Here is an 11,144-nt window from a genome sequence, read left to right as displayed (position 1 = left end):
TCACGTCAACCGAGGTCGTCCCGGTGCGCTGCAGTCGAATCCAGTTGCCGTTGTCCTTGCGCCATTCCACGTCGTACGCCACAGCCCCGTTCACGGCGGGCCATGCGATCGTCATGGTGTTGACCGCAATGCCCTGGTCCACCGCATAGGTCGACGTGAGTGTGACGCTGGCTGGCGGTTGCACCACGGTGATCGGGATAACGCTGATGGGGCGCTCTTCCAGCCGCGCGCCGGTATCGATGTGCGCGAACTTGCTTGGGTCGTACTGGACAGCGCTTATTTCAAACACGCCCAGCTCCGGCCGGCTGACACTTGTCACGCGATACAGGGGCACTGCGAGGTCGTCAGCATCCAGAGCCCACACCAGTTCCGGTTCGGGTGCCACCGAATAGGCCGTGGTGACAGTCACCTTCCTGCCGGCGACCGATTGCACGGTGCGACCTTGGCAAGTGCCGTCCGGCAGGTTGACGATCAGCCGGTCACCGACCTTGGCCTGGGTGTCCCGGTCCAGGGTGATAGCGCGACCGGCCACTGCCGAGATGCGCCCGCCAATCGGCCGACCCGCAAGTAATTCGTCAGCCACCGGGATCACATAGCCAGGAAGCGGGATGCGCCCGTCGAGGCCTACGCGGAATGTCACGGCGCGATCGCGCGCATTGGTCAGCAGCGCCCACTTGCCGCGCCGCTGAGCCTCGGATTCTCGGGTACACCCGATTGCGCTGATTTCCAGCACGTTGTCGCCGTAACGTCGTTGCAACTTCTGGTCGGTGACCGCCGTAACGTCGGTGTCATAGCTATTCTGCGGGTTGTCGTAGCTGATCAGCGCACGGCTATAGCGGGTGCGATCTGACGCGCTGGAGTAGGTGAATCTGCCGTCTATTACGTTAGCCCGGGTGTAGGCGAAGTCGAAATCGGTCGCCCTAGGCATGTCCGCCAAGCTGATGACCTGGCCTTGCGCCCAGTAAGTCATCCCGCGATAAATCGAGCTGATATCCCGCAGCAGGCTCCAGGCATCAGCCTTGCTCTGCAGGTTCAGGTTGCAGATAAAGCGCGGCTCCTGGCCTCCCTTTCCGTTCGTAACCAATTGGTCGCAGTACTGGGCGATGCGGTAAAGCTCCCACTTGTCCACCTGCCACGCCTTGATGCGCTTGCCGAGGCCAAAGCGGTCGTTCACGGTGATGCCGTAGGTGTGCCAGGCCGGGTTGTCGGTCCAGGCCTCTTTGAAGGTGCCGTCCCACACGCCGGTGTATGTTCGAGTGCGCGGGTCATAATTGCTCGGCACCTGCCATTTGCGGGCGTCGCAGTCCACAGTGACAGCTGGGATATTGCGGAACTGCTCGGCGGAGAACTCGATGTAGAGCAGCGCGGTGTTCGGGTAGCGGATTTTGGCGTCGATGACTTCCGTGCGGCCTGCGATCTGCATGGTGTCAGCGATCTTGTTGTTGTTCTGGTTCGGCGTCAGCCGGCGAACGCGCAGCAGCCAGCCCGAGGTAGCTTTGGGCAAATCGATACGCCGGGTGCGCTCGTAGACGCTTGTGGTCTTGCCATCGACGGCCTCGCGCAGCACCTCTTGGTACGCTCCGCCGTCAGTAGCCAGATCCACGGCGTACTCAACGCGATAGCCGTTGACGTTGCCGCCAGAGTCGATGGATTGCAGCATCGGCCATGCGAAGCGCAACCGGATAGCATCGAGCTCCAGGCGATCGATAGCGCGGATGTACGGAGTGTCGCTACGAAGCTCAACGCCTTCGGTGATCTCGTTCTCGATCGACGGGATGCCTTGGATGTAGCCCTGCTCGACGGACCCGCTGCGCCATTCCCACTTCACATTGGGGAAGTTCAAGTTTCCACTCGGGTCGGCCAGAGGCGTGTTGTCGAGGTAGATATCCCCCGCCGTTGGCACGCCTTCGAATTCGCCTTCGCCCACCGCGATCAGCATCTTGGCTACGGCAATGGAGCGCAGGCTATCAGGCGCCTCGGTTGGCTGCTTTGGCTTACTCTCGCCACCCTTAGCGCCGTGGATATCAAGTTGCAATGCTGCGCCCATGCTTTCCTCCAGGCGAAAAAAAACCGCCAATGGGCGGCCCGTGTTCTGTGTGGTTTCTACATTTGATCTTCGGCATAGATGCCAGCGCTTATGATCGCGCCCCCCCAGCGTCGTCGGCCTAGGCAAAGCGGTACAGGGTTGCCGCTGGCCGTGGTGTTCTTCGCGCTGCCGAACGCGTAGCCAGGCGTGTTCTCTGGTGCCGCACTGGTTCTCAAGCCCTTCGCCTGTGGGCTGAGCATCTGAATGACGCCGCCGGCAGTATTAGCAACACCGGCGCTCGCCACCATCATTGTGGTTGCAGCGGACCAACCCAGCGGGTTCCACCAGGCCAAGGCGATCAGCGCCACGCCGATGACGGTTTGCAGAAGTCCGGCCCGCTTACTCCCGACCACCACGGGCGCAATGATGATCTCCCCCTGCCCTTGGTAACTCAGCTCAGACTCCCCTATGTTTTTCCCCGCACGGAAAAAAGCAAACTCCAGACCTTTTGCTCTGGCGTTGTTGATGAACCGCTCAAATCCAGGCAGCAGCACGCAAAGTGCCTTCACTGCCTCAATCGGCGTTCGCACTGCAAGACGGTGAATCCGTCCAAACTGGCGCAAGCCTCCGAAAAGCCTGATCACTGTGAGCGGTTGATACTCAATGCAAAGCGCAGCCATGACATTCTCCTGATAATAAAAAACCGCCAGAAGGCGGTTGTTTTGAGCGGGTCCAACTTAGTTGGCGCACGACCTGATCACGTCGGTGACGCTCGCGCTTGGCGATTGCCATGTGCGGTAGAAGTGGTATCGAATACTTGACCCACCCGCAGCAGGCTGAATGTCAGCTAGGCTCCAAGGGGTTTGCGAGTCGGGAGAGAAAACGGTATAGCGCCCACCCGATGCTTGCATGGTCCCGCCCATTCCCGAGCCCATAACACTGATGTTTTGCCATCCATCCCGTACGCATTCCGCGACCTGCTTCGCGCTATGCTTCGAGCTCATGCTCAATACAGGCGGGGTGCGCCTTGTGTCGCCAATATTGGCACACCCCGCCAACAACGCCACCGCCAGCCCGCCGATCAAAATTCGCATGTAATTCCTCCTTGTTGATGGCGGAAATCTACCATAGCCGAGCCTGGGTAGCGGCGCACTACATACACCACGCCACTCTATCGGTATAGGATGAAGGCTTGTGTACATTTGCCCCTACTGCTGCCACTGGAGCGCTGCGTGCCAGACTCAACCTTCACCTTCAAATGTCTTGGCGCCACCAAACGAGACGACGGCATGATCGAGGCCTACCTCATAGCTGTGACAGATAACCAGAGCAGTAGGACGGCAGAGCTATCCGTTGAACCGGGCCACCTTGTATCTGCCAGAAGCATGAAGCGGATTCTTTTGAATCGCGGCATGTTGTACTCGGTGGCGCAACCAGAGCATGTCCGAATGCTCTACGAGATACTTCCACGACCAGGATCAGCTTGAACTCAGGCTGATAGGTGCAAAAAGCCCAGCGCGGGGCTGGGCTTCCTCATCAGCTCGTTAGAGCTAACAGTTATTCCAATGGTCGCTTGTGGTAACTATAGCGCTCTGCAGGGGATGTCCTCGATGGATCCGGCAACCCTTGCCCCCGCCCCTTTCGAAAGGGAGGGTTGTCGACGTAGTCGTCACGGTCCTCTGGGCGAGATCTTTCGGCCTGATGGTCTGAATCCTCTGGTGGACCCTCGTTACCGGCTGGCTGGCTGATCAGCCTGTCATTATCTACGCCATACCTGTCTCTGGACATACACACCTCTCAATGCTCAGAAACTCTGAGCTTTATCGAGTGTGCGCTCACCGTGACCAGACAAGTTTTATATCAGATCACCGGACACAGGCGAAACATCAATACCAGGGTCCTGGCCACCCATCCAGCATGGATGGAAAGCCAGTACCGAGCGTGGCGGAGGCGTAGTAGCGTTCCACCTCCACAACCCAAGGAGCAACATCGTGAACATTGACGTGAGATCGAAACTCAAGGAAGACCCGGACAACGCAGGCTGGGTGCTAGGGTGGGGCGTGTATCGCATGGCCCCGTGGGACCTTCAGGGCGTCTATCAAACCAAGGAAGAAGCGCAGGCCCAGGCAAAATCCGCTGGCGAGGGCTACGTGGCCAACTACGGATCGCACAGGGTAGGTAGCACCGATTTCGTCGGTGGGCTAGACGAGTAAGGCTGCATTCAGCTCGACGCTGCCAGGGCCAGAGGCGATTACTGCCTTGAGCCCTGGTTTGCCGGTATAGCGCCGCTGATAGTGCTCGCATTTACCGGAGAACGTCACTCGATCAACCTCGACGCCACCATCAAGGATGGCCACCTGAGCGTCGGCGCCGCAAAGCACGCCATTGCTGACTGAGAAAAGATCTCGAATGGTCAGGGTGTAGTTCTGCAGCATGTTCTTCTCCTGCGGCTTGGCCGCTTCATTTCGCGTCCTGATGACGCAACACAAGGCGCGTCCGGTCGAGCCAGGGCCCGCCGAACACGATGATTTCTGATGGTCTGCCGAACAGGTGGTGCAGCATGAACGGGCCTGGCCCGTACACTTCGACCTGCTCGCCTGGCAGCTGCGCATCGGCACCCAGGTAGATGCCGGCGTGGTTCGGGTGAGCAGTGCGCCCCACCGCCATGACGATCATGTCGCCGCGCTGCGGCTGGCTGACCTGGTAGAAGCCAGCGGCCTCGTAGGCCTGCTCGTACAGGCTTGGGCCGTCGGCCTGCTCCCACCAGCCCTCCTCACGCACGTACGCCGGAAACTCCAGCCCCCATTCGCGCTTGAACCAGTCGGCACATACCTGCCAGCAGTCCCAGGCGCCGTGAACAAAGGGCCGACTAAGCAGTGGAGTGTGACCGGTCGGCGTAATGCTGCGCAGGTCGCCCTCTGGCCAGGACAAGATGTGCCAGGGCAAGCCCGTCGCTTCGCATATGGCCAGGTCCCGGGGTGACGGTCTACTGGTGGCGTCCGGGTGCGAATGGACAATGCCGATCACCTCGCCTTGGTCTTCGGCCACCGCGTACTGCTCTGGCGAGATCCGAAACTCCTCGGCGGGCTCACTCGCGGTGTTCTCGCAGGCGACGTACCGGTGAGCCCTGCCGACGGCGATGATCAGCCCGCAGCTCTCGCGCGGGTATTCCGCCGCGGCGTGCGCTTGCACTGCGGCCAAGATGTGTTTGCGCATGGTCAGCTCCGGGCAATCAGGGAAACGGCGGGGAAGCCGCCAAAGGCAAGCTCCTCGGTTTCCCCGAAGCGCAACTTGCAGGAGCTGAGGCAGCCCTTGCACTGGTCCAGCGATGGGTCATCCGTGGGGTTATCCTCGTCGTCGAACATAGCTGCGCCTGTATAGTTGCAGTCAGGCCCGCGGTAACCACCGGTCATCGCCCAGTGGCAGAAGGTCGTCATCTGCCGGCCGGGCAGACCGAAGCCATCGATCTCACCTGGTGAGGAGAGCTCCCAGACGACCATCTCGCCATCCTCGCCTACCTTCTGGTCGATGTACCAGATCTCCAATGCTTCCTGAGTCGGATCAGCATCGGGATTCCCCTCGGCGAAGTTATCAGGGTCCAGGTACTGCCCTAAGGTCTCGCGTACGGTGAGCTGAAACTTAAGAAGGTCATCGAAGGCCAAGCAAAGCGCGGTGATTCGACCATTCACGTTGCCAGCTGAAAGCGTTGGGCGCGTCGCCGAGCCGCTGCTGTCAGCACCAATCCCCTCGATTTGCACTGGCCAGGCCGCGTATTCATTGCCCTGCCAAAAGATCGATTTGGCCGGCAACTGGTCAGCATCAGCTCCAGCTGCGGCAATTTCCTGGGGCGTGTGCGGGATCGCATGGCCATGGAACCGCAGAACATCCGCGCCGTACTCTGCTCCATCGATCTCGAACAGGATGATCTCGTCGCCCGGCTCCAGCTTTTGGATGTCTCGAATCAGTGGCATGCATGCCTCACGGGTGGAAGGTTTGGGTAAAGGTGGCGGTCAGGGTGTAGGTCATCCCGCCGACATTGCGCGCTTGGTAGCTCCCGCACTTGTAGAAGCCCAGGTCGCCAAGCGGCGGCGTCCACAGAAACGCTTTCGAGCCCTTGTGACGGTCGAGAAAGGACATGACTACCTTCACGCGATCTCTTGGGCCACTGAAGGTCACGGGCCAAGATTGGGAGCGATTGTTCAGACCCTCGCCTACGGATTGTTCGTACCCGTCGGCAAAACGCTTGGAGCGGACCGCAAAGGTAAACTCGCCGGACTCGCCGGATTGCACACGCCAAGAAAACGTTTCGATAGCCATCAGCGCCCCTTCATTGCGGTATTGATGCGGCCGCCCTGCCGGAGATCCTTGGCCATCATCTGGTTATATTTCTGCTCGACGAACGAAGCGAGCTCGCTACCGAACTGCTCGAAGCCAGCCGTATCACTCGACGAACCGGCATTGCCGTCACCATCGATTTTCACCGCCACATTGATGACTGTTCCTCCTCCCGCGCCAGCGCCGGAAGCCGATCCAGACCTGAGCGGCGTGATGCTGCCGCCATCTGCCCCTGTCATCAGGTACGTCCTGCCGCCCTGACTCAGAAGCTCGGGGCCTAGCTCGTTAACTTGATAGAGGGAGTTCGGCGCGACAGGGCCGCCCGCCGCCCGTTGACCGGAGACGAAGCTATCCATGATCTCAGGGGTGTAGCCAGCCTGGGTTGAGCCCGCCGATGTAGGAGTGCTGCTGCCGCTGAACCATGTACCCAGTGCGCTACTGGCGATACTGGACAAGAGCCCGGAGGCTGCCTGTCGCGTGGCGATCCGCGCCATGTCGGCCAAGATCGACTTGGTGAAGTCAGCGAATGAAAACTTGCCAGTTATGGCGAAGTTGACCACTGCCTCCTCCATCGAGCTGAAGGCATTGGTGAATAACGCCCTCATCTGCCCAGCCACATCCTTTGCCGACTCCAGATAGTTCTGGAAGGCGGACGTCGCCCCGTAGCGCCAGTTACCCTGCGCTTCGGTGATCTTGTCGTAGTTCTCGACCACTGTGTCGCGGTACTTGTCCTCGGCCCGGCCCAGGATGGCCAAGTCGCGCTCATGGTCCTCTTGAGAGTACTTGTCGGGGGCCGTACGGCGGCGATCCAGCAGCCTTGCGCGCTCCTCGTTGAACCGATCAGTTGCACCATCCAAGCTACTCTGCAGGCCGGCCTGGCGGTCACCCATGCCTAAGGCAGCAGCAGAGCGGGTACCGGACTCGAACAGCGCGGCACGCTGACGCTCCAGTTGATCGACATAGGCCTGAGTCGCCACCTTTTGACGGGCCAATCGGCCCTCTTCGTTGATGGCCAGCACGGCCAGCTCCGAATCAGCATCCTTTGCCGCTTTAACCATATTGGCTCGAGCGTCAGCGATTTTCTGGTCTAGCTGGATGCGCTGCTGGGCCGAGGTGGTGCCGCGGCCCTTCGCCTCTTCCAGAGCTGCAATCTCCGCCTCATAGACGTTGGTGACCTCGGCCTTCTGCTGTTCAAGGATTGCGGCGCGCTGGGCGGCGTAGGACTCCTGAGAGTTGATCCCGGCCTTCTGTGCCGCGTCTAGCTCCTTCAGGTGATTCTTGTACTCAGCCAGGATGGCGGCGAGCTTGTTTTTCTGGTCATTAAAGCCGGCGAGATCCACCTCCGACGAATTACCGATGCCTCGCTTTTTTGCATCATCAATGCGCTTTTGAAGGTCCTTTTCCGCCTGGATGAACTGCTTCTCGGTTTCTCCCGAGAAGGTGTTGTTGGCGATGTTTTTCGTTTTGGCCTTCTGAAGGTCCTGCAGACGCTCTTCTAGCTTTGCAACCTCGCTCCGGGCGGTTTCAGCTTCACGCGCAATAAGCTGCATACCGCTGATCGCTGCGTCCTGACGCTGTTGCTCTGCTTTCTGCGCGGTCTCACGATTCAGCTTCTCTTGCTGAGAGAGACGTAAAGAGCTGAGTTGGCTCTCTGCACTTTCCAATTTGGCCTTAGCGTCGGCGTCATCGGGGTCCGCTTTGAGCATGCTTCGCGCCGCAGCCTCCATTCGTTCAAGCTCAGTGATCTGCTGCGAGACCGAAGCCTCCCGACCGACGTTTTTGATGGCGTCGAGTGTTGCGCTCGCTTCGTCCTTGATGCCTTTCCAAGCCCTCTCTACGGAGCCTAGGTTACTGGTGATCTGCTCTGCTCGCGTCTTGACAGTATCCGCGTAAGTGTCGGTCAGCACCTTTGTCGCGCCGATTTCGTTTCCCTGCTCCTTCAGCGCTAGAATCTGCGAGTACACGGAGGCAGTGAGGAAGTGATACTGATCGTTGAGCGCCCTCGCGGCCTTCACTGGGTCGTCAGCGATCCTGGCGAACTCAGCGATAGTGGTGTCTACCGCCTTGCCTGTAGCGTCCTCCATGGCGACGGCGGCATTTGCGATGGCCTCGAAGCTGCCCTCGGCAATTTTGCTATTGCCAGCCAGCTTGGCAAGGACATCGGCAGCGTCACCGACGGTGCCATTCACCGCACTGACTCTTCGCGCCATATCGCCGAGCGCGTCTGCACTGGTTCCCGCCGCATTACCGGTGAGGATAAGTGCCTGGCTGAACTGGTCAGCCTCCTCGCTGCCGGTTTTGTAGCCGTAGATCAAGGTGCCGATTATAGCTGCGGCCGCTGTAACGGCCGCCGTGACAATGCCCAGCATTGAGGCAAGGGGCGGTGTGGCAGTGGCCAGAGCAGTGGCAGCTTCGGACGCGTTTTTAGCAGCATCTGCGGCGGTGTTAGCGCCATCCGCCATATCGCTGAGGCTCTCGCCAGCCGCGCCTGCTCCTTCTGCCGCAGCCCTTCCCCCGTCGCCAACCGCATTCAGCACGTCACCCACTGAGCCCAGTCCGCCACCTAGGCCAAGCACCGACCCGATTTTCTCCTGAAGCACATCCAGCGTAGGCCCGATGCCGCCAAATGAGTCAGCTATCTGGCCGCCTTGCTGGATGAGCACAAGGAGGGGATTTTGCCCGCCGGCGAGACTGGTGAAGATGTCGGTAAACTGGGCTGGCAACTGGCGTAGCGCTTGCTCCGTTTGACCAGAGGAGATGCCCGTCTTGCGCAACCCCTCATCAAACTCGCCGAGCTTCTGCCGGCTAGCCTCGATGCGGGTGTTGTACTCGCGGAAGGTGTCGGGATCCACAAGACCGGCATTCCGGTATTTTTGGAGGTCGGCCTGCTGCTGGTCCAGCTTGTCGAGCGCAGCCAAGGCCGGATTGATCTTGCCGAGCAGGGCCTGCAGCCCGTCACCCTGTACACCAGTCGCCGCGGCGGCCTGGCGGACCGAGTCAGCAAGGCGGTCCTCGGTTTCCATCAGCGTGCGCGCCCGAGCGTTTACCTCGGCCTGGTAAGCAGACCAGTCGGTTGCGGCTGCGCTGGCAACCCCAATCGCCGATGAGGTGCCGGTAAGGCTCGCAGCCAGGCTTTTGTGGTATTCGCTTGAGTCCAGTGAAGCCTTAGCCATCGCAGTGAGACGCGCCATGGCCTCCTCTGTGGACTCCGACACCCGCCCTTCGGCGGTGGCGAGAGTGCCTGCAGAGGACGCAGCCTTATCGAAGCTCGATGCCAGGCCGTCAGCGGCCTTTTCCGCCTTCTCACCGGCCTGGACCAGCTTGTCGAGGTCGGTAGCTGCCTCGACAGCATCACCGGAATCAACCCTGATCCCGAGTTCGGCAATGGTAGTCATGATCTACTCCACAGATTCGGCCATGACGGCCATTGCCTCGACCTCCATGATGCGGAGGTCGGGGAAGATGTTGGGAAGGTCGCGGCGCTTGATTCCAAGCATTGCGGAGGTGGCTGGTATGGCGCTGTAGTCCAGACCGGATGGTCCGCCCGCGCCGGTACGCCACTGGGTAGACAAAGCGTCGAACAGTCGGAAGGCTGGCCAAGCGTCTGGCCATACCTCGAACTCTTCTTCCGGGAGATCGGCGCGAGTAAGGCCGAGCATTGCAAGCTGTCCATCGGACGGCCCGCGCTCATACGCAGCCCTGGCCGCGCTCCTCAGTTTCCCAAGCGGGCCGGGCTGTAGGCGTTCTGGTAGGCGTCCAGCACAGCGCGCGGCGCGCCGATGCAGGTTTTAACCAGGTGGGCGATTGCTTCGTCACCAAACTCGTCGTCGAAGTCCCAGCCCACTACTACCGACTTGATCTGTTCAACCTGATGCTGGATTTCCGCTGCTGTCGAGGCCTCCCAGGTCCACCCCTCGGCTTTGCCCTTGACGGCAATCTCGTCGCGCCGCGCATTCCACTGGTCAAACAGTGCAGCCAATGCGGAACGGTCCATGTAGCGGAACTCAAAGCCGACGGGAACCGGCTCGCTGCCTACACGCGGGATCATCACGTCACCTTTGAAGGTAGGATTTTGCGCAATCTTGATCTTCGCCATGAGGGTTCCTTACGCGACGGCCGTGAGGCGGACGGGGCGGCCGGAAAGGCCAACGCTGATGGTGCGGGTCATGAGCTGGTTGCGCTCCATGGTCGGCGTGGTTGTGATGCTCACGTAGCCCGGGAACAGAATTTGGTCGCCACCGGGGAGCTTCAAGCGCAGTACGGTCAGCTCCTTGCTCTCGCCAAAGCCCTCGACGGCTCCCACGTAGGCAGCGGTCGGCTGGTCCTCGACGACGATCGACAGGCTGATAGGGTTGCGGTTGGTGGGGAACTGAAGGTCGTCATCATTCTCCAGGTACCCGACGGTCAGGAACTGTTGCTCGCCGCCGGAGACGTTGAAGCCGGTTACCTTGGAGATCTGCGCCCAGCCTGTGACCGGCACGACAGAGCCCAGGCCCGAGCCAGCGGTGTAGATATCTGGGTTGACAGTATTCAGCCCGCCCAAGGAAAAGGCATCGGCGGCAACGTTGGCGGCGCGCACGGCGCGATCAGTGATTCGGGCCCAGCCAGAGTTGACCAGAAGGACGTCGCCGTTCTCCAAGTCATGCCCTAGGGCGGTGGCAACCGGCGGTGCAGCGTTGGTCAGGGCGGTGAAAGCGATGGGAGCGCCAAGTACGGAGGCGATCTCCAGTACGGCGCCGTTGGGCAGCGGGACGCGTGCGGCCATGATGTGTATTCCTCTTGG

General features: G+C 60.5%; 11 protein-coding genes. 1 reads left to right on the top strand and 10 read right to left on the bottom strand.

From position 1 onward, the window contains the following. A partial coding sequence (locus AC0ZZU_RS13930; RefSeq protein WP_476341447.1) for a TipJ family phage tail tip protein occupies positions 1 to 2,047 on the bottom strand: 2,047 nt, incomplete at its 3' end. Positions 2,048 to 2,103: 56 nt separating this feature from the next. After that, complete coding sequence (locus AC0ZZU_RS13925) at positions 2,104 to 2,706, bottom strand: tail assembly protein (RefSeq protein WP_476341445.1); 603 nt, start codon at positions 2,704 to 2,706, stop codon at positions 2,104 to 2,106. Positions 2,707 to 4,017: 1,311 nt separating this feature from the next. Between AC0ZZU_RS13925 and AC0ZZU_RS13920 the strand changes: the two genes are divergently transcribed. Continuing rightward, positions 4,018 to 4,239 (top strand): hypothetical protein, encoded by a 222-nt coding sequence (locus AC0ZZU_RS13920; protein WP_476341443.1) that lies wholly within the window; start codon positions 4,018 to 4,020, stop codon positions 4,237 to 4,239. Here the strand turns inward: AC0ZZU_RS13920 and AC0ZZU_RS13915 are convergent. Genes AC0ZZU_RS13915 through AC0ZZU_RS13880 form a run of 8 tightly spaced genes read right to left on the bottom strand, consistent with a single transcriptional unit; the run spans position 4,228 to position 11,126 of the window. Then, on the bottom strand, positions 4,228 to 4,461 hold the full coding sequence (locus AC0ZZU_RS13915) for a hypothetical protein (RefSeq protein ID WP_476341442.1): 234 nt from the start codon (positions 4,459 to 4,461) through the stop codon (positions 4,228 to 4,230). The genes AC0ZZU_RS13920 and AC0ZZU_RS13915 overlap by 12 nt on opposite strands. Before the next feature lie 25 nt (positions 4,462 to 4,486). Then, positions 4,487 to 5,242 (bottom strand): C40 family peptidase, encoded by a 756-nt coding sequence (locus tag AC0ZZU_RS13910; protein ID WP_476341440.1) that lies wholly within the window; start codon positions 5,240 to 5,242, stop codon positions 4,487 to 4,489. A gap of 2 nt (positions 5,243 to 5,244) precedes the next feature. After that, the gene (locus AC0ZZU_RS13905) at positions 5,245 to 5,997 is read right to left on the bottom strand and encodes a phage minor tail protein L (protein WP_476341439.1); all 753 of its coding nucleotides are present in this window, start codon (positions 5,995 to 5,997) and stop codon (positions 5,245 to 5,247) included. 7 nt (positions 5,998 to 6,004) lie between these two features. Beyond that, the gene (locus AC0ZZU_RS13900; RefSeq protein WP_476341437.1) at positions 6,005 to 6,343 is read right to left on the bottom strand and encodes a phage tail protein; all 339 of its coding nucleotides are present in this window, start codon (positions 6,341 to 6,343) and stop codon (positions 6,005 to 6,007) included. After that, positions 6,343 to 9,756, bottom strand: coding sequence for a phage tail tape measure protein (locus AC0ZZU_RS13895; protein WP_476341435.1), 3,414 nt, complete (start codon positions 9,754 to 9,756; stop codon positions 6,343 to 6,345). The genes AC0ZZU_RS13900 and AC0ZZU_RS13895 overlap by 1 nt, the downstream gene beginning before the upstream one ends. Positions 9,757 to 9,759: 3 nt before the next feature. Further along, positions 9,760 to 10,020, bottom strand: coding sequence for a DUF1799 domain-containing protein (locus AC0ZZU_RS13890; RefSeq protein ID WP_476341434.1), 261 nt, complete (start codon positions 10,018 to 10,020; stop codon positions 9,760 to 9,762). Positions 10,021 to 10,073: 53 nt separating this feature from the next. Then, positions 10,074 to 10,457: a phage tail assembly chaperone gene (locus AC0ZZU_RS13885; protein WP_476341432.1), complete on the bottom strand. Its 384-nt coding sequence runs from the start codon at positions 10,455 to 10,457 to the stop codon at positions 10,074 to 10,076. A 9-nt stretch (positions 10,458 to 10,466) separates the two neighbouring features. Continuing rightward, the gene (locus tag AC0ZZU_RS13880; protein WP_476341430.1) at positions 10,467 to 11,126 is read right to left on the bottom strand and encodes a phage tail protein; all 660 of its coding nucleotides are present in this window, start codon (positions 11,124 to 11,126) and stop codon (positions 10,467 to 10,469) included. Positions 11,127 to 11,144 lie beyond the last annotated feature (18 nt).

It is taken from the genome of Pseudomonas sp. JE3303, assembly GCF_056312565.1.
Note: the sequence above shows the minus strand (reverse complement) of the source record. Positions and strands in the feature narration are given on the sequence as shown.

Coding starts and splice junctions, on each gene's coding strand:
- AC0ZZU_RS13895 (WP_476341435.1), bottom strand. CDS start 9,756: ATGACTACCATTGCCGAACTCGGGATCAGGGTTGATTCCGGTGATGCT.
- AC0ZZU_RS13900 (WP_476341437.1), bottom strand. CDS start 6,343: ATGGCTATCGAAACGTTTTCTTGGCGTGTGCAATCCGGCGAGTCCGGC.
- AC0ZZU_RS13925 (WP_476341445.1), bottom strand. CDS start 2,706: ATGGCTGCGCTTTGCATTGAGTATCAACCGCTCACAGTGATCAGGCTT.
- AC0ZZU_RS13910 (WP_476341440.1), bottom strand. CDS start 5,242: ATGCGCAAACACATCTTGGCCGCAGTGCAAGCGCACGCCGCGGCGGAA.
- AC0ZZU_RS13915 (WP_476341442.1), bottom strand. CDS start 4,461: ATGCTGCAGAACTACACCCTGACCATTCGAGATCTTTTCTCAGTCAGC.
- AC0ZZU_RS13880 (WP_476341430.1), bottom strand. CDS start 11,126: ATGGCCGCACGCGTCCCGCTGCCCAACGGCGCCGTACTGGAGATCGCC.
- AC0ZZU_RS13885 (WP_476341432.1), bottom strand. CDS start 10,457: ATGGCGAAGATCAAGATTGCGCAAAATCCTACCTTCAAAGGTGACGTG.
- AC0ZZU_RS13890 (WP_476341434.1), bottom strand. CDS start 10,020: ATGCTCGGCCTTACTCGCGCCGATCTCCCGGAAGAAGAGTTCGAGGTA.
- AC0ZZU_RS13905 (WP_476341439.1), bottom strand. CDS start 5,997: ATGCCACTGATTCGAGACATCCAAAAGCTGGAGCCGGGCGACGAGATC.